This window comes from Arthrobacter sp. KUASC02, from assembly GCF_059739395.1.
In genome coordinates this window covers 3917842-3937022 of sequence record NZ_AP046053.1, presented here as the reverse complement: position 1 = coordinate 3937022, position 19181 = coordinate 3917842, and the positions used below count along the sequence as shown (strand labels likewise).

At 65.7% G+C, this 19181-nt stretch carries 19 protein-coding genes and 1 riboswitch; of the genes, 10 read left to right on the top strand and 9 right to left on the bottom strand.

The window, feature by feature from the left end:
- Positions 1–28 precede the first annotated feature (28 nt).
- The 4 genes from AC6JAC_RS18090 to AC6JAC_RS18075 form a co-directional block, all read right to left on the bottom strand.
- On the bottom strand, positions 29–1069 hold the full coding sequence (locus tag AC6JAC_RS18090; RefSeq protein ID WP_497965870.1) for a cyclase family protein: 1041 nt from the start codon (positions 1067–1069) through the stop codon (positions 29–31).
- Complete coding sequence (locus AC6JAC_RS18085; protein WP_497965868.1) at positions 1066–2028, bottom strand: fumarylacetoacetate hydrolase family protein; 963 nt, start codon at positions 2026–2028, stop codon at positions 1066–1068. The genes AC6JAC_RS18090 and AC6JAC_RS18085 overlap by 4 nt, the downstream gene beginning before the upstream one ends.
- Positions 2029–2034: 6 nt before the next feature.
- Positions 2035–3054: a VOC family protein gene (locus AC6JAC_RS18080; protein WP_497965866.1), complete on the bottom strand. Its 1020-nt coding sequence runs from the start codon at positions 3052–3054 to the stop codon at positions 2035–2037.
- 156 nt (positions 3055–3210) lie between these two features.
- On the bottom strand, positions 3211–4299 hold the full coding sequence (locus AC6JAC_RS18075; RefSeq protein ID WP_497965864.1) for an ArsR family transcriptional regulator: 1089 nt from the start codon (positions 4297–4299) through the stop codon (positions 3211–3213).
- Between the two features lie 181 nt (positions 4300–4480).
- Here AC6JAC_RS18075 and AC6JAC_RS18070 point away from each other — a divergent pair, with 181 nt between their 5' ends.
- Positions 4481–4951, top strand: a complete 471-nt coding sequence (locus tag AC6JAC_RS18070; protein ID WP_028271348.1) for a GyrI-like domain-containing protein — start codon at positions 4481–4483, stop codon at positions 4949–4951.
- A 30-nt stretch (positions 4952–4981) separates the two neighbouring features.
- On the opposite strand, the gene AC6JAC_RS18065 is transcribed toward AC6JAC_RS18070, so the two are convergent.
- Positions 4982–5332, bottom strand: a complete 351-nt coding sequence (locus AC6JAC_RS18065) for a hypothetical protein (RefSeq protein ID WP_028271347.1) — start codon at positions 5330–5332, stop codon at positions 4982–4984.
- Between the two features lie 147 nt (positions 5333–5479).
- Between AC6JAC_RS18065 and AC6JAC_RS18060 the strand changes: the two genes are divergently transcribed.
- The 3 genes from AC6JAC_RS18060 to AC6JAC_RS18050 all read left to right on the top strand — a co-directional run bounded on the left by AC6JAC_RS18060 (position 5480) and on the right by AC6JAC_RS18050 (position 6998).
- On the top strand, positions 5480–5716 hold the full coding sequence (locus AC6JAC_RS18060; protein WP_497965861.1) for a hypothetical protein: 237 nt from the start codon (positions 5480–5482) through the stop codon (positions 5714–5716).
- Positions 5717–5871: 155 nt separating this feature from the next.
- Positions 5872–6174, top strand: a complete 303-nt coding sequence (locus AC6JAC_RS18055; protein WP_497965859.1) for a DUF4193 domain-containing protein — start codon at positions 5872–5874, stop codon at positions 6172–6174.
- A gap of 281 nt (positions 6175–6455) precedes the next feature.
- Entirely contained in the window at positions 6456–6998 is a 543-nt protein-coding gene (locus AC6JAC_RS18050; RefSeq protein ID WP_497965857.1) for an AMIN-like domain-containing (lipo)protein, read from the top strand.
- Positions 6999–7090: 92 nt separating this feature from the next.
- Here the strand turns inward: AC6JAC_RS18050 and AC6JAC_RS18045 are convergent, their stop codons facing one another.
- The 3 genes from AC6JAC_RS18045 to AC6JAC_RS18035 are packed head-to-tail and all read right to left on the bottom strand — an operon-like array spanning position 7091 to position 10757.
- Entirely contained in the window at positions 7091–8671 is a 1581-nt protein-coding gene (locus AC6JAC_RS18045) for an APC family permease (RefSeq protein ID WP_028271344.1), read from the bottom strand.
- Between the two features lie 11 nt (positions 8672–8682).
- Positions 8683–9726, bottom strand: a complete 1044-nt coding sequence (locus tag AC6JAC_RS18040; RefSeq protein WP_497965855.1) for an agmatine deiminase family protein — start codon at positions 9724–9726, stop codon at positions 8683–8685.
- Positions 9723–10757, bottom strand: a complete 1035-nt coding sequence (locus AC6JAC_RS18035) for a nitrilase-related carbon-nitrogen hydrolase (RefSeq protein WP_347899454.1) — start codon at positions 10755–10757, stop codon at positions 9723–9725. Before AC6JAC_RS18035 ends, AC6JAC_RS18040 begins: the two co-directional genes overlap by 4 nt.
- Positions 10758–10949: 192 nt before the next feature.
- Here AC6JAC_RS18035 and AC6JAC_RS18030 point away from each other — a divergent pair, with 192 nt between their 5' ends.
- From AC6JAC_RS18030 to AC6JAC_RS18020, 3 genes are all read left to right on the top strand, one after another.
- Positions 10950–11429 (top strand): Dps family protein, encoded by a 480-nt coding sequence (locus AC6JAC_RS18030; protein WP_347899453.1) that lies wholly within the window; start codon positions 10950–10952, stop codon positions 11427–11429.
- Between the two features lie 205 nt (positions 11430–11634).
- Positions 11635–11970 carry an ArsR/SmtB family transcription factor gene (locus AC6JAC_RS18025; protein ID WP_028271340.1) on the top strand — a complete coding sequence of 112 codons (336 nt, stop codon included), beginning with the start codon at positions 11635–11637 and terminating at the stop codon, positions 11968–11970.
- A 24-nt stretch (positions 11971–11994) separates the two neighbouring features.
- Positions 11995–12450, top strand: coding sequence for an SRPBCC family protein (locus AC6JAC_RS18020; RefSeq protein ID WP_028271339.1), 456 nt, complete (start codon positions 11995–11997; stop codon positions 12448–12450).
- 11 nt (positions 12451–12461) lie between these two features.
- On the opposite strand, the gene AC6JAC_RS18015 is transcribed toward AC6JAC_RS18020, so the two are convergent.
- The gene (locus tag AC6JAC_RS18015; protein WP_028271338.1) at positions 12462–14084 is read right to left on the bottom strand and encodes an MFS transporter; all 1623 of its coding nucleotides are present in this window, start codon (positions 14082–14084) and stop codon (positions 12462–12464) included.
- Positions 14085–14153: 69 nt separating this feature from the next.
- Here AC6JAC_RS18015 and AC6JAC_RS18010 point away from each other — a divergent pair, with 69 nt between their 5' ends.
- The 3 genes from AC6JAC_RS18010 (at position 14154) to gcvT (ending at position 19155) form a co-directional block, all read left to right on the top strand.
- Positions 14154–14693 carry a TetR/AcrR family transcriptional regulator gene (locus AC6JAC_RS18010; protein ID WP_028271337.1) on the top strand — a complete coding sequence of 180 codons (540 nt, stop codon included), beginning with the start codon at positions 14154–14156 and terminating at the stop codon, positions 14691–14693.
- A 146-nt stretch (positions 14694–14839) separates the two neighbouring features.
- Positions 14840–14938, top strand: a riboswitch (glycine riboswitch).
- 204 nt (positions 14939–15142) lie between these two features.
- Positions 15143–17995 carry an aminomethyl-transferring glycine dehydrogenase gene (gene gcvP / locus AC6JAC_RS18005; RefSeq protein WP_497965851.1) on the top strand — a complete coding sequence of 951 codons (2853 nt, stop codon included), beginning with the start codon at positions 15143–15145 and terminating at the stop codon, positions 17993–17995.
- Between the two features lie 11 nt (positions 17996–18006).
- A complete protein-coding gene (gcvT, locus tag AC6JAC_RS18000; protein WP_497965849.1) occupies positions 18007–19155 on the top strand; it encodes a glycine cleavage system aminomethyltransferase GcvT in 1149 nt (382 codons plus the stop codon).
- Positions 19156–19181 lie beyond the last annotated feature (26 nt).

The following is a 19181-nucleotide window of genomic DNA, read 5'->3' as shown; positions in this document are numbered from 1 at the left end:
AACTGCTGGTGGTTTGTTGAAGTGAAAGTTACCGGACTGCGATCGGGTTGACAGGTGAACCGACTGCTCCGGTGATGGGCAGAGGTGCTGCGGTGAGCAAGAAATCGTACCTTCCGTCCGACGCACACGCTTCCGCCAGGCCGTCCGGGTCCCACATCTCGCCCAGGAACAGCCCGAGGTTGGGGATGGCAATCTGGTGCAGGGGCTGGAAGGCGCCGTCAAACTCGTTGGGCCGGACCTCGAAACCCCACGTGTCGGTGGCGATCCCGGCAATTTCGCTCCGGTGCAGCCACGGTGCCGTGCTGAAGGACAACCCCGGGGCTGCGCCACCGGCGTAGTCTCCCCAGCCGTCGCGGCGGACCCGGGTGTGCTGTCCGGTGCGGACCACCACGATGTCGCCTCGGCCCGCCCTGGAGCTGGGCCCCTGGAGTTCAATAGTCCGTTCCAGGTGCTCCGGGGTGATGGCGAAGCCGTCCGGCAGCTCGCCGTCGGTCCTGCCAAGATCGGGGCCGAGCGCACGGCCGACGTCCAGCAGGACACCGCGGGTGACAATCTTGGCGGCGGCTGTCTCGATGCCTGTGACCAGGTCACCTTCGGAGGTAACGACGTCCCCGGCAGCACGGCCGTTCCATGCCTTGCCCTGGTCGAAGATGTGGCCCAGGCCGTCCCACTGGGTGGAGCACTGCAGCGGCATAGCGATCACGTCGTCCGCGCCGCCGAAGCCGTGCGGGAAGCCCTGGTTGCCGCGTTCGGCGTCCACGCCGGTGTCCGTCATGGTGTGGACGGGGTTGGTGCGGCGGCGCCAGCCCTTCTGCGGTCCGTTGGTGTCGAAGGGCTGGGACAGCGAGAATGCCTCGCCCGTCTTCACTAGGGCCGCGGCTTCGACGCGCTTGGCCGCATCGATGAAGTTCAGGGTCCCGAGGACGTCATCGGCACCCCAGCGGCCCCAGTTGTTGTGGGATGCGGCCATGGCGCGGATGCTGCCGAGCGGGTCGTCGCGCCGGATCACCGGGGAATCGGTGGCCGATTCCCCGGTGCCTGCGAAGGGCGCTGTGTACTGCGCGGTCACGACGCGCGGCCTTCAGCGTCAGCTTCATCCTTGCAGTGGATCAGCTGGGTACCGAGGCCGGTGATGGTGCCTTCCATGACGTCGCCGTCCTGGAGCAGCCGGCCCCAGTGCTGGCCGTTGCCGGCCGGGCTTCCGGTCAGGACCAGGTCGCCCGGGCGCAACGGCATAATCTGCGACGCTTCGCTGACCAGCTTGGCCACGCCGAAGATCATGTCCTGCGTGGATTCGTCCTGCATGGCCCGGCCGTTGAGCTTTAGGGTCACCCGGACGTCCTGCGGGTCACCAAAGAACTTGGCCGGCACCAGCAGCGGACCTGTGGGCAGGAAGCCGGGGGCGTTCTTGGCGCGGTACCAGTCCGAGCCGATCGCGGGCATGTCCTTGCGGAAGACGTACTCGCGCGTGGTGATGTCGTTGACCATGGTGTAGCCGAAGACGTAGTCCAAAGCCTCCTCGGGGGTGACCCGGAACGCTGTCCTGCCGATTACTGCCGCCAGTTCCAGCTCCCAGTCGTGGGAATCGGAGTAGGCAGGCAGGGTGAGGTCGTCCGTGGCGGACGCGATCGCCGTCGGCAGTCCGATGAAGAAGTACGGCGTGCCCTGGCCGGCGCGCTTGTCCATCATGGCGGCCGTCCTGGCGCGCACTTCGTCTTCGTCCTGGCCCGGTTCGCGGTGGGCCGCGGCGAGATCGATCACGTGCTTGCGGTAATTCGCACCGGTCTGCAGGACCTGCACCGGCTCCACCGGGGCGAGAATTTCGACGTCGGCCCGGGCCAGGCCGCTGTCTTTGCCTGCCGAGGCGGCGAGGGCGTCAAGCCCGGCCTCGGTGGTGTCCCAATGCTGGATAAGGGAGTTGATGTCCTCATCCAGCGGCAGGACGCGGTCTTCCACCAGCAGGCCCGCATGGGCCTTGCTGTCCCCGGCTTCCTGGAAGCGGATGAGTGCATATTTTGCTTCGGCCATGATTTCTCAGCCCCGGCCCTGCTTGGCGTACGGGTTCAGCAGGGCTTCCTTCATCTCGGGCGAGGCGCCTTCTTCGGTGGCGGTGAAGCCTTCGGCCGGCGGGAAGGATTCCGTCATGGAGTGAGGCATGGCACCGTTCTTGTAGAAGTTGTTGGAGCCTTCGGAAGGCTTCCAGGTGTTGGCCTCCCAGTCCGGCACGTAGTTGCGGTAGCCGCCGGAGTTCAGCTCCACCCGCAGGCCTGACGGTTCACGGAAGTACAGGAAGTTCTGCTCACCTACGCCGTGGATGGAGGGGCCGTATTCCATCGGGGTGCCGTTTTCCATCATCACGTCGGCGGTGCGAAGCAGATCCTCGGTGGAGTCAACCCAGAAGGCAATGTGGTTGACGCGGCCGGGGCGGTTGGAGGTGTCCAGGACAACGCCCAGGTCGTGCGACTTTTCGTTGGTGGTGAGCACGGAAAAAACAGTGATGGGTGCTTCGTCCAGGTCCACAAAAGCCATAACGCGGAAGCCCAGGGCCTCGTTGTACCACTTGGCGAAGCCGCGGACATCCGAGGTGGCGACGGTGACGTGGTCCAGGAAGCGGGGTGCGGCGGCGTGGCTGCTGCGGCGCTCCGGGCGGTCCGGGTAAGTGGACTCAAACCCGGATTCGGCGACGAACTTTTCCACGTCGTAGAAGAGGCGCATGTGGTGGCCGTAGGGACCGGTGAACTCGTAGGCCTTGCCGTAGCCGTGGCCCCCGGCGGTCCAGCTGCCTTCCACACCGGTTGCTTCGATGCGCTGGGCTGCGGCTTCGAGAGCCGCCTGGGAATTGGTGCGCCACGCCATCCGGCCGAGGGATGCTTCCGGTCCTTCGGTGACGACGAGGCTATAGCGGTAGTAGTCGCCCCAGCAGCGCAGGTACACGTTGCCGTCCACCCGGTCAATGATGCGCATGCCGAACTTTTCCTCGTAGAACCGAGCCGAGGCCTCGACGTCCGGGCTGGTGATCTCGAGGTGGGCGAGATGGGAGAGGGGAGTTTCCACGTTGAAGTCCTTCTGGTTACTGGCTGCTGTCGGTTGGGTGCAGGTCCTGTAACTACTGTGAGCGATTTCATGTATCTGAAGAAGGGCCGCTTTCGCATAGGAGCTATCCATGCGGCTGATAGTTGCGGCGTTGGGGCGTTTGACGGGGAACATGGATTACGCGACCGCTCCGGCCTTGTAGCGCCCGGTGCGCATTTGTGCTGTCGGCGCTGAAGAGCGAACCAGCTGGTTAACGTTTTCCGCTTTCAGTGCGGCTTCGCGGGCAAGGTGATGTGCAGCTTCCATTGCAGAGTCCGGCGAATTGTTCACGGCCCGGACTGTCAGCACCCTGCCGGCCGTGGGTGGAGACAGGGCATAGACCGATTCCTGTACGCCCGCAAGGTATTCGGCGGTCTCAGGGTCTTCCGGGCCGCCGATGAAAATGAGGGAGGGATTCAGAATGGCGACACAGGCGGCGAGGGCGGCCCCTACACGTCGGCCATCCTCACGGGTGTCGCGTGTGCCGGGTACATGACCAGCCGGGGATGCATGGCCGCCGGGCGGGTCAGGCGGCAGCGGCAGTGTGCCTGCCAGGCCGCCGGAGCCCCTTTGCACCACGCCGTCGACGACCCAGCTGGCATGCTGCGGCACGTTTTGGTCGACATAGATCACGTTCCGTCCCGCGTGGCCGGCTCCTGCCGCTGCCAGGATGGCGAGGGCGTCGCTCGTCCGGATGACAGCCAGGGGCAGTCCGGCAACCCTCCCGCTGGTCGGGTCTTCCCTCGGCTGCGCCAAGGGCGGGAGCCTTAAGCTTTCGGGGCGTCGCGGCTGGTCATCGATGAGCAGCGTGCCGGCCGCGAGAGTCGCACCCGCAGGCGCTGCCTTCCTGACGAGGTCAGCCCATGCTGCTGTAACCGTTGTCACCAGCTCGTCGCATGTGTTGATCGGCCGCGGACCCACTTCTGCTATCGGTTTTCCCGCAGCGGTTCGCAAGGCAACGCGGAGCGTGTTGCCGCTGGCTCGGCCGGTGAGGACGAGGATGTCCGCCCCGGACCTGACGGCATAGCGGCCCGCCGGACGCCCCCCGGATGAGGGAGCGGGGGCGGTCAGCGCAATCAGCCCCGCGCCCTCCAGCTCCCGCAGGCGGTCGCAGATCGTTGAACGGGCGAATCCTGACGCTGTACAGAGCTCGCCAACCGTCTTGGGCTGGCTTCGAAGATATTGCAGGACGTCGCCTGCGCTGGCACCTGCGCGCTGCCCTCTCATGTGCGGCGCCTGCTTCTTTCCATGACACTAAAGTACGCAATGCACATACTTTTGTACATAACAAACATAAGTGGGATGTTTCCACACCGCATGGAGCCTCGTGTCCTGCCGCTGTTGCCACTGCCAGGCTCCGGGCCGTTCGGCCCTTGGCTGATCCGTTCACACCGCGGAACCTTGGCGTATGAGCCAAGAGAAAAACGGGATCCGGCTGGTCCAGCGCCCCGAGCAACCCACCGCCGTCGTCCGCGAAAAAGTGCCCATGAACGCTCTGCCGGAATTCTTCGGCCGTGCTTATGGCGCCGTTATGGCCGCAGTGCAGAACCAGGCCGTGCAGATTGCTGGGCCGCCTTTTGGCCGGTACCTGAGCATGCCCACAGACACGGTCGATGTCGAGGCAGGATTTCCGGTGGCGGCGCCCTTCACCGGGTCAGGAGAAGTTGCGGCCGGAACACTGCCGGAGTGCCAGGCTTTCGAAGCCACCCACACGGGCCCGTACGACACGTTGAATGCCACGTATGACGCCATCCAGGAGCGGATGAAGGAAGAGGGGTTCAGCCCGGCCGGCTCAATGTGGGAATACTACTTGAGCGACCCCGCCACGGAGCCCGACCCGGCCACCTGGAAAACCCTGGTTGTGTGGCCTGTGGCCTAGGGTCCGTCCCTGGCGGTCGGTGTACGCCGCCTAGTCCTCGGCGTCGATCTTCTCGAGCAGGTCCTTCGCGGCCTTGGCGATGTCATGGTGGTTGTGTTGCGCAGCCCGGCTTTCCAGGGAAATGACCGCGCAGCGGTGGATCTTCTTGAAATCCCCGAAAGGAAAGCTCACGCTGCCTTTGGTTCCCTCCGACTCATCAGGGTCCAGGCCCAGGTGCCACGTGGCGAAATCCGAAAAGCCGTGCTTGTCGATAAACGCATTTTCCTGGTCCGCCGACGGCGCGTGCTCGCTCCAGTCGTCGCGGGTGTCGCGGACAACCTTCCCGTCCCTCACCAGGCTGCGGGCGTGTTCCAGGGCCTTCTTGTTCAATTTCGTGGCCATGACATACCTCCGGAGGTCTCGGATTTGTTGTGCATCAAGGTTAGGACCATGGTTCACGGACCGCCATAGCACTCCCGTCCCGAAATGTAACTCCGTGGAGACTGCGGCGAAACGTGCCCACAACATGGGGCGCCTACTTTTGGGGCTATGACACCACGCCTGTTCACCAGAATCGCTTCATGGTTCGAAGCCCGGACCTTGCCTGCAACTGCCTCACCGTCGGGCGACGGCGCCTGGGAACAGGGCGCCTGGGAACAGGGCAACGCCGCGATCGCCGATGTCACCAGGTGGGGCTGGCTGCCGGCACTCAGCGGGGTGTCCATTGCGGCCGATCACGCGGCGGCCGCACACCGGAAGAAGGCTGCCGCGGCAAGCAAGGGATAGCCGCCGGCCTGCCTGTCCAGGGAGCCTCGGGCCGGCCGGTGACGGACGATTTGTCGGGTTGAACACACTTTTCTTCCACAACCGGCATAATGTCCTAAACTGCTTCACTGAGGTGCCTGAAATGGCGCTGCGCAGCAACGAAAGTGAACCACGCCATGGCTACCGATTACGACGCCCCACGCAAGACAGAAGAAGAGTCTCCCGCTGAATCACTGGAGGCCCTTCAGGCGTCCCGCGGCGGCGGAGCCCAGACCGCCGTCATCGACCTTGATGAGAACGATACGGCTGAGGGAATTGACCTTCCCGGGGCGGATCTTTCCGGCGAAGAACTCACGGTCACCGTTGTCCCCGAGCAGTCCGACGAATTCACCTGCTCCTCGTGCTTCCTGGTCCGTCACCGGTCCCAGGTTGCCCGCGAAAAAAACGGCATGACGTACTGCCGCGACTGCGAGGGCTAGGCAGCCTCCAGCAACCGCCCCAAATTTCAGATGCACGGCACCGAGAGGCGCCGGCGAGCCGCAAGGCCCGCCGGCGCCTCGTCGTTATCCGGCATTACGGAAGCGGGTCCAATGACCTTCCGGACAGCCCCTGAATGCCGCTAAATGCGCCGCTGAATAACCGTCCCGTAACCTGCGCCGCCGCAATTTAACAGTTGGGCGCCGAAGGGATTTCGGCCCTCGTTTTAGCCTGTCACGGCTCCTACGCTTGAGTTATCTCAACACTTCCGAGGGTGGCTGAAATGAAGAAATTCCAAGTATGGCTGGCGGCAATCCTGATGGCTGCCGGACTCGGCCTGGTGGCCCCGGCACCTGCATCCGCGTCCTACTGCGACCTGGTGTGGGGGTCGTTGGCGAAATCCGAAGCCCCCATGGGAACCGGAAAGGTCACCAATGTGCGGACCGGGCAGCACTACTGCTTCGACCGCCTGGTGGTTGACCTCAACGGTCCGGTGAAGGGCTACACCGTGCGGTACGTCCCCACTGTTGTACAGGACGGTTCGGGGTTGCCGGTTCCCCTGCGGGGGCGGGCATTCCTCCAGATCACCGTCAATTCACCCGCTTATGACGACGGCGGCAACTCCACTTACAACCCGGCCGACCGGAAAGAACTGACCAACGTTGGCGGCTACCAGACCTTCCGCCAAGTGGCTTGGGCCGGAAGCTTCGAGGGCTACTCGAGCATGGGGCTGGGTGTCCGCGGACGGCTCCCGTTCAGGGTATTCACCCTGGACGGACCCGGAGCAGGGTCCCGGTTCGTGGTTGACGTTGCCCACTACTGGTGACCTGCACTAGCCAGACGTGCGGCAGGCCCCGCTCCGGATCTTCCGGGCGGGGCCTGCAGCCGTGTGGGTCCTCCAACGTGATGGTCCCTGCGTTACTCCGGGACCACCAGGGCCGGGGTGTCCTTGCGGATGGTTTCGCCGCGGAAGAACCCGGGACGCAGCCTGGCCATGATGAGCATGAACACGGCGCCCAGGGCAAGGATTCCCACCCCGAGGACGAAGACCAGCCCCACACCGAAGATCTCTGATCCGCTGCCGAACTCCGGTGCCCAGCTGTCAGCGGCCGTCTGCAGGAACACCACCAGCAGTCCCAGTCCGCCCAGCAGCGGGCAAAGCAGGCGCAGGACGAAGTTGCGGACGCTGCTGAAGACGCTGTTGCGGAAATACCAGGCGCACGCGAACGCCGTCAGCCCGTAGTAGAAGCAGATCATCAGCCCCAGGGCCAGGATGGTGTCGTTCAGGACGTTTTCGCTGACCACGTGCATCACCGCATAGAACCCCGCGGAGAGGACGCCTGCGGCAACCGTGGCGAAGCCCGGGGTCGCAAACTTCTTGCTCATGTGGCTGAACGGTTTCGGCAGCGCGCCGTAGTGTGCCATGGCCAGCAGGCTGCGGGACGGCGAGGTGAAGGTGGACTGCAGCGACGCCGCCGAGCTGGACAGGACCGCCAGGGACATGAGGATGGCGAACGGGCCCATGATGGGGGAGGCCAGCGCGGTGAAAATGTTCGCGTGGTTCTCTTCATTGTTCAGTCCGACGCCTTCGGTGCCCACGCCTGCGAACATCATGGTGGCGATGGTGACCAGCAGGTAGATGCCCAGGACCACCACCGCGGTGAGGGTGCCGGCGATGCCCGCGGTTTTCTTGCCGTTGGCCGTTTCCTCGTTCACGGTGAGGCAGACATCCCAGCCCCAATAGACAAAGATGGACAGCGAAATTCCGGCGGCAATCTGCCCGAACGTCTCGATCTTCGTGACGTCAAACCATTCCCAGCTGAACGGAATAGCGGTTTCCGAGGACGACCAGTTGGCGAAGGCCATGGCCACGAACAGCCCCAGCACCAGCAGTTGGAACCCCACCAGGCCGTACTGCACGATCTTGGTGGTGTGCAGGCCGCGGTAGCTCACCCAGACGGCCAGGGCCACGAAAACGAAGCATGTGGCGACGTTCAAGGGTTTGTTGGCGGCGAGGTCCGCAAGCTCCGGTGCGCCCGTGAGCTGGGCGAGGAAGAGGTAGAAGAAGTCCACCGCCACAGCTGCCAGGTTGGACAGCACGATGATGTTCGCGGCGAGGAGTCCCCACCCGCCCATCCAGCCCACCCACGGGCCGAAGGCCTTGGTGACCCAGGTGAAGGTGGTGCCGCTGTCCGGCGAGTCGGCGTTGAGCTCCCGGTAGGCCAGGGACACCAGGATCATGGGGATGAAACCAATGAGGAAAATGACCGGCAGCTGCAGCCCGGCCTCGTTTACGGTGGGACCGAGGGCGCTGGTGAGCGTATAGGCCGGTGCGATGGTGGAAATGCCAAGAACGACGACGGCGAGGAGGCCCAGCTGCCCGCCCTTCAGTCCCTTTCCGGTGATGCCGTGCGGGGTCCCGGGCGCGTCGGTGACAGATGCCGCTGTGCCGGCTGCTTGCTCGCCGGCCTGTGAGCCCTGGCGGATGGTTTGGGTCATGTCCGGACCTTTCAGGAAGTCAAAACTCTAGGGGACGCAGCGGGTTGCTGCTGGGTGATGCAGTGGATGCCTCCGCCCCTGGCGAACAGCTCGCGGGCGTCGATGCCCACGATCCGGCGGCCGGGGTAGGCATCGGCGAGGATCCGCAGCGCCTTTTCGTCGTTGGGGTCGGCGAACGTGCAGGCAATCACGCCGCCATTAACCACGAGGTGGTTGATGTAGCTGTAGTCCACGAAACCCTCGTGGTCCCTGAGGGTGACGGGAGCGGGGACCTCGATGATGTTCCACTCGCGGCCGGTGGCGTCCCGGGTGGTGGACAGGAAACTGATGATTTCGCGGCTAACTTCGAAATCCGGATGCTCCGGGTCCTGCTGGGAATGGACCAGCAGCGTGCCGGGCGAGGGGATGGCGGCCACGATGTCCACGTGGCCCCGGGTACCGAACCGCTCCGAGTCCCTGGTCAGGCCGCGCGGCAGCCAGACAGCGTGGGTGGCCCCGATGGTCCGGGCGAGTTCTGCTTCCACCTCGGCCTTGGTGAAGCCCGGGTTGCGGCCCGGATCCAGCTGCACGGTTTCGGTGAGCAGCACTGTCCCCTGGCCGTCCACCTGAATTCCGCCGCCTTCATTGACGAGCCCGGAGGTGATGTGGCGGGCTCCCGAGCGGCCGGCCACCTCCGCGCCGATCAGCGAGTCCTTGTCCCAGCGGGCCCAGTCCTGTCCGCCCCAGCCGTTGAACACCCAGTCGACGGCACCGAGGCGTCCGTCGTCATCGAGGACGAAGGTGGGGCCGATGTCCCGCATCCACGCATCGTTGAGCTCTGCCGTGAGCACCTCGACGGCGGGATCCAGGTAGCGCGCGGCGATCCGGACGTCGTCGGGCGTTACCACCACGGTGACCGGTTCGAATTCGACGGCGGCATTGGCGACCGCCGCCCAGGTGGTCCGCGCGGCGTGCGCCTCCTCCGCCGTGTCGCCGAGAGTGTAGCCGCCCGCGGGGAAGGCCATCCAGACCCGCTCCTGCGGGGCCGTCTCGGCGGGCATGCGCCAGCTGCTCACGCGGTCACCTCCATGTACACGGGGGCGGGACCGCCGAGCGGCTGGTCACGCCGCACCGGTTCGGTGAGCCGTGCATAGGTGTCCGGACGGCGGGTGGCCAGGAACGGGAACAGCGTCAGCCAGTCCCTGCGCTGGTCCAGGTCAAGGTCGGCGACGAGGACGGCGGATTCGTCGCGGGGCGCCTGGGCCAGGATCCGGCCGTAGGGGTCCGAGATGAACGAGGAACCGTAAAAGTTCAACGTTCCTTCGTTTCCCCAGCGGTTCGGGGCCACCATGAACAGTCCGTTGGCGATGCCGTTGCCTACGATCACCTGCTGCCAGAGTGGCTGGGTGTCGAAGTCCGGGTGGTCAGGCTCGGAACCGATCGCCGTGGGGTAGACCAGGAGTTCCGCTCCGCCCAGGGAGTACAGCCGGGCGAGTTCCGGGAACCATTCGTCCCAGCAGGTGGGCATCCCCAGCCTGGCACCGCCGAGTTCGGCGGGGGAGTGGACCTCGTAGGCTTCCGCGGACGCCGGGCCCTGGCGGAAGAACTTGTCCTCGTAGTAGCCGGCGGTCACGGGGATGTGCAGTTTGTGCGTGCGGGCCAGCAGTTCGCCGTCGGGAGACACCAAAATCGCAGTGTTCAATCCGAGGCCGTCGTCGGTGCCCTCGGGATTGTCCGCGCGCTGGTACAGGGACGCGTGGACGGAGATGCCGTGGCGGCGGGCGGCGTCGGCGGCGAAGCGGAACGTGGGCCCCGTCAGCAGGTCCTCAGCGAGGTCCGACGGGCGGGGACGGGCTGCCCAGGAGCGGGCGGTGTCATTTTCCGGGAGGGTGTCCGCCGGGTAGCGGGAGAGCGTCAGTTCCGGCAGGAAGACGACGGTGGCCCCCAGCCGGGCTGCGCGTCCGATGCCCTCGTCCAGTTCTGCGCGAAGCCGGGCAGGGTCGGCGTGCCAGCGGTGCTGGACCACGCCGACCCGCAGCGCGGGACGGGCTGAAGGCTGCGTCCGGGCCAGGGATGCGGGTGGTTCGAGGCAGGTAATTTCAATCATGGCGAATACTCCAGTGAGACGGCGGTCACTAAATGAATGACGTTCATTTAGTATCCACGTCACGCCGCCGCATGGCAAGGAAAAAATGAACAAACATCATTTTGTTAAGCCCCGCGCGAGAATCGGTGGCGCCGCTGTGGCGGCTGGGATAGTTTCGAATTACCCGAGAAACCGCTGACACCAGGAGGATCAATGAAGGCATCACCGACGCTGACCAACAATCTGCAGGCTGTGCTCGCGGACCTGATTGAGCTGCACATCCAAGGCAAGCAGGCCCACTGGAACATCGTGGGAACCAACTTCCGCGACCTCCACCTGCAGTTGGACGAAATTATCGATGCCGCCCGGAACTACGCCGACGACATGGCGGAGCGCATGCGGGCACTCCACGCCCTGCCGGACGGCCGCAGCACCACCGTTGCGGAAACCACCAGCCTGGCGCAGTTCCCCCAGGGGCTCATCAACACCAAGGATGCCGTGGACCGCATCGTCGCGGCGCTCGAAGCGGCCGTGGGCACCATGCGCAAAGTCCACGATGAAGTTGACGAGGAAGACCCCACCACGGCTGACCTGCTTCATGAGTTCATTTCGAAGCTCGAGCAGTACGCCTGGATGGTGGGCGCGGAGAACATGAAGGCGTCGGCCAGCGTGACCACGCCCGACAGTAAATAGGCACAGCAAGTAGGCTCGGCGGCCAAGAGCGCCGCAGCCAGGCGGACCGCGGGGACTCCGGCCGCCCGCCATCGCCAGGGAAGCCCGGCGCCGGACAGTGTTTCCGGCGCTGGGCTTCCCTGCTGCCGCGGGGGCTTCCTTTGGCTGCCCTTCGATCAAGCGCATAACCCTTGACTTCCGGACACTTCGGAGAATACTTAAGTATATGCTTAACAATCGTGAGGCGGGCGGCGCGGAACTCGACGCTATTTTCCAGGCGCTCGCCGACCCCACCCGCAGGGCCATCCTCATCCGGCTCTGCGAGGGACCGGCGTCCGTCTCGGAGCTCGCCAAGCCTTTCGCCATGAGCCTGCCCGCAATCGTTCAGCACCTGCAGGTACTCGAGCACAGCGGCATGGTCCGGACCGAAAAGATCGGCAGGGTCCGCAGCTGCAGCATCGAACCGGCGGCGGTCCGGCTGGCGGAAGACTGGCTGGGCAGGCGCAGGACGGGCCTGGAACGCCGCCTCGACCGGCTGGAAGCCTTCCTCAAGAAGCCCTAGCAACAAGAAACGAAGGAGTACGCCATGGCAACCCCCATCACGCACGCAAGCTTCAGCCTCGAACGCAGGCTGAACGCCCCGCCGTCGCGCGTTTTCCACGCCTTTTCCGATTTTGCGAGCAAGAAAAAGTGGTTCGGCGGCCCGCCTGAATGGACCCAGGGCGAGTCCAGCCTCGATTTCCGCGAGGGCGGCAGGGAAACCGATGTCGGAGGTCCGCCCGGCGGTTTCGTGTCCACCATGAACGCGGTGTACCAGGACATCGTGGAGAACGAACGGATCGTCTTCACCTACGAAATGCTGCTCGACGGACGCCGCATGTCCGTTTCGCTCAGCACGGTGGAACTGGCGCCCGACGGCGACGGCACCCTGCTCACCTTGACGGAGCAGGGTGCCTACTTCACCGAAGAGGACCAGGCCGCGGGCCGGGAGGAAGGGTTCAGCGGCCTGCTGGACGCCCTCCAGGCCTTCGTCGAAGGCTGAAGCGGGCGGTGCTACGCCGCCTTCGGCACTCCGCGGAGTACGACGGCGACAAGGACTGCCGCCCCCGCCATCAGCACCAGCCCGATGGACGCCGTCACGTGGACGCCCGACTCAAAGGCAACCCGGGCGGCGGACGTCAGGGCGTCCGCCAGCGGCCCGGGGAGCGAATGCGCGAGCTCCATGGACCCGGCGAGGGTCTCCCGGGCGTGGGCAATCCCCTCGGCCGCACCTCCGGGGCTGGAAGCAGCGAGTCCCTCCGGCAGGACCAGGTTCCGCTGGTACGACGCGGTCAGGATCGAGCCGAGCACGGCCGTGCCCAGCAGCGAGCCAATCTCGTAGCCGGTCTCTGAGATAGCGGCAGCCGCTCCTGACTTCTCCGGTGGCACGGACCCCAGGATCATGTCGTTGGAAATCGTCTCGGCTGCCCCCACGCCCAGGGCCAGGACCAGGAGCGCACCCAGCAAGAGGGCCGGCCCGCCCGAATGGTCCCCGAACGCCACCATGAAATAGCCGGTGGCGCTCAGGGAAAGGCCGCCGGCCACCACAAAGCCGGGCCGGACTTTCCGCACCAGCGGCACCACCAGCAGGCCGGCAACCACCGTGGCAACCAGTGCGGGGATCATGGCGATCCCGGCCTCCGTGGGCCGCTGGCCCTCCAGCAGCTGGAGGTGCTGGGCCAGGAACAGGATGAAGCCGTTGAACGAAAACAGGGCCAGCACGTTGGCGGTGATGGCCGTGCTGAAAATCCTGTTTCCGAAGAGGCTAATGTCCAGCAGCGGGCTGGTCAGCCTCTTCTGGCGCCGGACAAAGGCATATCCGATCACGAGTCCACCGCCGATGGCCGCGGCCGACGCGGCGCCGAAACCTTCCGTAGCCAATGACTTGATGCCGTAGACCAGCGGAACCATGGTCAGCAGCGAGAGGACGATGCTGGCACCATCCACCGATCCGGGCCGGGGATCCCTGGACTCGGGAATGAGGACGGGGCCGAGGACCAGGATGGGCAGCATGATGGGCACTGCCACCAACAGGATCGCTCCCCACCAGTACTGCTCCACGAGCCAGCCGCCGAAGATCGGTCCCAGTGCGGCGCCGCCGGAGAACCCTGCCGCCCAGATGGCGATCGCCAGCCGGCGCCGGTTTGCGTCCGGGAAGATGTTGCGGATCAGGGACAGGGTGGAAGGCATGAGCATCGCCCCGAAGAAGCCCAGTGCCGCGCGGCCGGCGATCAACATTTCCGCGCTCGGGGCGAATGCAGTGGCAGCGGACACCGCGGCAAAGCCGGTGCTGCCGATCAGCAGGAGCCGGCGGCGGCCGATCCTGTCACCGAAACTCCCCATGGCAACCAGTAGTCCGGCCAGGACCAGCGGGTAGGCATCAACAATCCACAGCAGTTGAACGCCGGTGGGTTCCAGGCTGCGGGCGATGGCAGGCAACGCAAATGTCAGCGCGGTGTTGTCCACGGCAACCAGCAGCACCGGGAACATCAGTAGCGCCAGGGCCAGCCAGTCGCGGCCCCGGTTCGTAGCGGCCGGCCGGCCGCCGGCAGCGGCAGGAGCGGCGGCAGGGTGCCGGGCCGGGCCGGCTGTGAGGTGACGGGTTGCCGGCGTCGAGGTTGAGGATGAGTTTCCCATGCCAATAACTGTACCGTCTGGACGGTATAGTTAAGAAATGAGCCCGGAGCACCGGGCATGATAGGAACCATGGCCAGAAAACCCGTCGCACGCGAAGCCGTGCTCGACGCCTTTGAATCCCTTCTGATCGAAGTGGGCGAGCGCGCCGCCACGCTGGATGCCGTCGCCAGGCGCGCCGGCGTGTCCAAGGGGGGACTGCTGTACCACTTCCCGAACAAGGAAGCCATGATTTCGGCCCTGCTCGAGCGCATGGACGTGCTGGTCGCGCGGGATCTGGACACCATGGCGAAGGCTCCGGAAGGAGCGGCGGCCTACTTCATCAGGTCCTCGCTCTGGGCGGACACTCCGTTGGACCGGGTCTTTGTGGCTGCCACGCGGCTCGCCGAAGTGGCGCACGAGGAGACGCTGCACCGTTTCGCGGCTGTCCAGGGGAGCTGGCTGGAGCTGCTGGCCGGTGACGTCGGCCCGGCCATGGCAAAGGCCGTGCTGTACATGGGTGACGGACTCTATTTCAATGCCATGCTGGCCAGCGGTCCCGGTGCCGCCCCGCCGGAAATGAGTGGCGACGTCGACAGCCTGCTGGCCGCCGTCGAGCGGCTCCGCGGCTGACCGCCGTGCCTGCCGAGGCCGCTGGCGGCCCGCTTCGCAACTCAGGCCGTAACGCGGCGGCGGGCGCGATGCGGAGTTTGCAGACTGGACTCCTACGTAGGACAATTGCAGCTGTGACTGTTGTCACCGCTAACTAAATATGCCTTTGATCTGCGGCGGGAGAGTTCTGCAAGTAGGTACAAGCAGGCGCCGTAGGAGCAAATCCTCCCCAGGAATCTCTCAGGCCCACGTACCGCCGCGGCGAGGCAACTCTGGAAAGCAGCAGGCTGTCCGTTGTGCCCCAACATTTGTTGGAGTCAACAACGCCGGACACGCCCTGCTCACCGACGGTGCAAGCTGAGCCATGCGAAAGCACGGCAATGCGGAAACTCTCAGGTCCAATACAGAGCGGGGAGGAACCCGGACCACTGCGGCGTACCCTGCGCCGCCATTAGTAATGGAGTTCCTTCGTGACGGTTAGTTCAGCCTCCACCACCTTCGTCGATCGGCACATTGGCGCCCGCCGCCAAGCCGACATCGACACCATGCTCAAGTCTGTCGGCTACGACACCGTTGACTCACTGGTAGACACCGCGGTTCCCAACGACATCCGCCAGGATGTTGCCCTCCGCCTGCAGGACGCCCTCAGCGAGGTTGAAGTCCTCGGCGAGCTGCGCAAGCTGGCTGCCAAGAACAAGACGGCCGTGCAGATGATCGGCCAGGGCTACTACGACACCGTGACCCCGCCGGTGATCCGCCGCAACGTCCTGGAATCCCCGGCCTGGTACACCGCCTACACCCCGTACCAGCCGGAAATCTCCCAGGGCCGCCTCGAGGCGCTCCTGAACTTCCAGACCATGGTTCAGGACCTCGTGGGGCTGCCCATCGCCAACGCCTCCCTGCTGGACGAAGCCACCGCTGTGGCCGAAGCCGTGCTGATGATGCGCCGCGCCAACAAGAACAAGACCGCCCACGACGGCAAGACCGTCCTCGACGCCGATGTGCTGCCCCAGACCATCGCCATCGTCAAGGGCCGCGCCGAGGCACTCGGCTTCGAGGTTGAGGTCGCGGACCTGTCCCTGGGCCTTCCCGACGGCGTCATCAACGGCATCGTGCTGCAGCAGCCGGGCGTTTCCGGCCGCGTGTTCGACCACTCCGCCGTCATCGCCGCCGCCAAAGAGCGCGGCGCCCTGGTCACCGTTGCGGCCGACCTGCTCTCCCTGACCCTGATCACGCCTCCGGGCGAGCAGGGTGCGGACATCGCAGTCGGCTCCACGCAGCGCCTGGGTGTGCCGCTGTTCTTCGGCGGCCCGCACGCTGCCTACATGGCTGTGCAGAAGGGCCTCGAACGCTCCATGCCCGGCCGCCTGGTGGGTGTGTCCAAGGACAACGCCGGCACCCCGGCCTACCGCCTGGCACTGCAGACCCGCGAGCAGCACATCCGCCGCGAAAAGGCGACGTCCAACATCTGCACCGCGCAGGCACTGCTGGCCATCGTCTCCTCGATGTACGCCGTCTACCACGGCCCCGACGGACTGAAGGCCATCGCCGAGACCGTCCACAACAGCGCCCGCACCCTGGCAGCATCCCTGAAGGCCGCCGGCCTTGAGGTCCTGCACGGCAGCTTCTTTGACACCATCACCGTCCGTGTTCCGGGCAAGGCCGTTGAAATCATTGCCGCGGCGGAGGCCAAGGGTATCAACCTGCGCGGCATCGACGCCGACACCGTGGGCATCTCCACTGACGAAACCACGACGCCGGAAATTGTCGCCGCTGTGGCTGCCGCCTTCGGTGCCGAGGTTGCCGGCGATGCGGCAGGATTTGCCCTCGAGGCCGCCGTCGAGCGCACCTCGGACTACTTGCAGCACCCGGTGTTCAACACCCACCGCTCCGAAACCCAGCTGCTGCGCTACATCCGCAAGCTCTCGGACCGCGACCTCGCGCTGGACCGCACCATGATCCCGCTCGGTTCCTGCACCATGAAGCTGAACGCCACCGCCGAGATGGAAGCCATCTCCTGGCCGGAGTTCGCCTCCATCCACCCCTTCGCCCCGGATTCCCAGACCGAGGGCTGGCGTGAACTGATCGATGGCCTGGAAGCGGACCTCGCCGAGATCACCGGCTACGACCAGGTCTCCATCCAGCCGAACGCCGGCTCGCAGGGCGAACTCGCGGGCCTGCTCGCGATCCGCGGCTACCACCTGTCCCGCGGTGACGACCAGCGCAACGTCTGCCTGATCCCGGCCTCGGCCCACGGCACCAACGCCGCGTCGGCCGTCCTGGCCGGCATGAAGGTTGTTGTCGTGGCCACCGCTGCCGACGGCACGATCGATCACGCCGACTTCCAGGCGAAGATCGAAACCCACAAGGACGTCCTGTCCGCGATCATGATCACCTACCCGTCCACCCACGGCGTATACGACGCCGACGTGCGCGAGATCTGCGACTCGGTGCACGCCGCCGGCGGCCAGGTCTACGTTGACGGCGCCAACCTGAACGCGCTCGTGGGCCTGGCCCAGCCCGGCAAGTTCGGCGGAGACGTGTCCCACCTGAACCTGCACAAGACCTTCTGCATCCCGCACGGCGGCGGCGGCCCGGGCGTCGGCCCGGTTGCAGCGAAGGCACACCTGGCGCCGTTCATGCCGGGCGACGCCAACAAGGCAGCGCACGAAGACGGGCACGGCGTTGCGATCTCCGCTTCGCGCTTCGGCTCCGCCGGTGTGCTGCCGATCTCCTGGGCCTACGTGAAGCTGATGGGCGGCGCAGGCCTGACCGAAGCCACCAAGTCGGCCCTGCTGGCGGCAAACTACATCGCCTCCCGCCTGAACGAGTTCTTCCCGGTGCTGTACACCGGCGAAGGCGGACTCGTGGCGCACGAGTGCATCCTGGACCTGCGTGAACTGACGGCACGGACCGGCGTCACCGCTGAAGACGTGGCCAAGCGCCTCATCGACTTCGGCTTCCACGCCCCCACCCTGGCGTTCCCGGTGGCCGGCACGCTCATGGTGGAGCCCACCGAGTCCGAGGACCTCGTGGAGATCGACCGCTTCATCGACGCGATGATCACCATCCGCCAGGAAATCGACCAGGTGGCCAACGGCGACTTCACCGTGGAGAACTCCCCGCTGCGCAACGCACCGCACACCGCGGCCGCCGTCGTTTCTTCCGACTGGAACCGCGAATACCCGCGCGAGCAGGCCGCCTTCCCGGTCCACCACCTCAAGCAGGACAAGTACTTCCCGCCCGTGGGCCGCATCGACGGCGCAGCAGGGGACCGCAACCTGATCTGCTCCTGCCCGCCCATCGAAGACTTCGAAAACTAAGGATTCCCCCGATGACTGAGAACTACACCGCGCTCTACGAAGAGCACAAGAAACTGGGCGCATCCTTCACCGACTTCGGTGGCTGGCAGATGCCCCTGAAGTACTCCTCCGAGCTGGCCGAACACCACGCCGTCCGCAACGCCGCCGGCCTGTTCGACCTCTCCCACATGGGCGAAGTCTGGGTTACCGGCCCGGACGCCGCAGCGTTCCTGGACTACGCCCTGGTCGGAAAGATCTCCGCCATGTCCGTGGGCAAGGCCAAGTACTCGCTGATCTGCCAGGAAGACGGCGGCATCATCGACGACCTGATCACGTACCGTCGCCCCGCGGCTGAAGATGGCACCGACAAGTTCCTGGTAGTGCCCAACGCCGGCAACGCCGTGGTGGTTGCCGCAGCACTGGCGGAACGGGCAGCGAACTTCGACGTCGTCGTACAGGACGCGTCCGCGGCGACCTCGCTGGTCGCCGTCCAGGGTCCGAAGGCCGAAGCCATCCTGCTTCGCCTGGTCCCCGCGGCACAGCACGAGCTGGTCACCGGCCTGAAGTACTACGCGGCCGTGGAAGTTCCCTTCATGGTGGCCGGCAGCAGCAAGGACCTCCTGCTGGCCCGCACCGGGTACACCGGTGAAGACGGCTTCGAAATCTTCGTGGACAACGATGACGCCGCCGCCCTGTGGCAGGCCATCGAAGCCGTCGCCGAGGAAGGCGAACTGGTTCCCGCCGGACTGGCGTGCCGCGACTCGCTGCGCCTCGAAGCCGGCATGCCGCTCTACGGCAACGAGCTCTCCCTCGAAGGCAACCCCTACGCAGCAGGCCTCGGCCCGGTTGTCTCGCTCGCCAAGGAAAGCGACTTCGTGGGCCGTGCCGCACTGGAAGCACTCAAGGCCGGCGGTGCCGGCTCCACGAGCGGGCGCAGGCTCGTGGGCCTCAAGGGCCTTGGCCGGCGTGCCGGCCGCGGCCACTACCCGGTCCTCAAGGACGGCAACGTGGTTGGCGAAGTGACCTCCGGCCAGCCGAGCCCCACCCTTGGTTACCCTGTGGCGCTTGCCTATGTCGACGTCGAGCATTCCGAGGTGGGCACCGCCCTGGACATCGACCTGCGCGGCAAGGCCGAGCCGTTCGAAGTTGTCGCACTGCCTTTCTACAAGCGCCAAAAGTAACCCGAGGCTGGCTGCGGGTCCCGGTG

Excerpts from the sequence above, each read along its gene's own strand:
- AC6JAC_RS18085 (WP_497965868.1), bottom strand. The coding sequence starts at position 2,028 with ATGGCCGAAGCAAAATATGCACTCATCCGCTTCCAGGAAGCCGGGGAC.
- AC6JAC_RS18075 (WP_497965864.1), bottom strand. The coding sequence starts at position 4,299 with ATGAGAGGGCAGCGCGCAGGTGCCAGCGCAGGCGACGTCCTGCAATAT.
- AC6JAC_RS18070 (WP_028271348.1), top strand. The coding sequence starts at position 4,481 with ATGAGCCAAGAGAAAAACGGGATCCGGCTGGTCCAGCGCCCCGAGCAA.
- AC6JAC_RS18065 (WP_028271347.1), bottom strand. The coding sequence starts at position 5,332 with ATGGCCACGAAATTGAACAAGAAGGCCCTGGAACACGCCCGCAGCCTG.
- AC6JAC_RS18060 (WP_497965861.1), top strand. The coding sequence starts at position 5,480 with ATGACACCACGCCTGTTCACCAGAATCGCTTCATGGTTCGAAGCCCGG.
- AC6JAC_RS18055 (WP_497965859.1), top strand. The coding sequence starts at position 5,872 with ATGGCTACCGATTACGACGCCCCACGCAAGACAGAAGAAGAGTCTCCC.
- AC6JAC_RS18050 (WP_497965857.1), top strand. The coding sequence starts at position 6,456 with ATGAAGAAATTCCAAGTATGGCTGGCGGCAATCCTGATGGCTGCCGGA.
- AC6JAC_RS18045 (WP_028271344.1), bottom strand. The coding sequence starts at position 8,671 with ATGACCCAAACCATCCGCCAGGGCTCACAGGCCGGCGAGCAAGCAGCC.
- AC6JAC_RS18035 (WP_347899454.1), bottom strand. The coding sequence starts at position 10,757 with ATGATTGAAATTACCTGCCTCGAACCACCCGCATCCCTGGCCCGGACG.
- AC6JAC_RS18030 (WP_347899453.1), top strand. The coding sequence starts at position 10,950 with ATGAAGGCATCACCGACGCTGACCAACAATCTGCAGGCTGTGCTCGCG.
- AC6JAC_RS18025 (WP_028271340.1), top strand. The coding sequence starts at position 11,635 with ATGCTTAACAATCGTGAGGCGGGCGGCGCGGAACTCGACGCTATTTTC.
- AC6JAC_RS18020 (WP_028271339.1), top strand. The coding sequence starts at position 11,995 with ATGGCAACCCCCATCACGCACGCAAGCTTCAGCCTCGAACGCAGGCTG.
- AC6JAC_RS18015 (WP_028271338.1), bottom strand. The coding sequence starts at position 14,084 with ATGGGAAACTCATCCTCAACCTCGACGCCGGCAACCCGTCACCTCACA.
- AC6JAC_RS18010 (WP_028271337.1), top strand. The coding sequence starts at position 14,154 with ATGGCCAGAAAACCCGTCGCACGCGAAGCCGTGCTCGACGCCTTTGAA.
- gcvT (WP_497965849.1), top strand. The coding sequence starts at position 18,007 with ATGACTGAGAACTACACCGCGCTCTACGAAGAGCACAAGAAACTGGGC.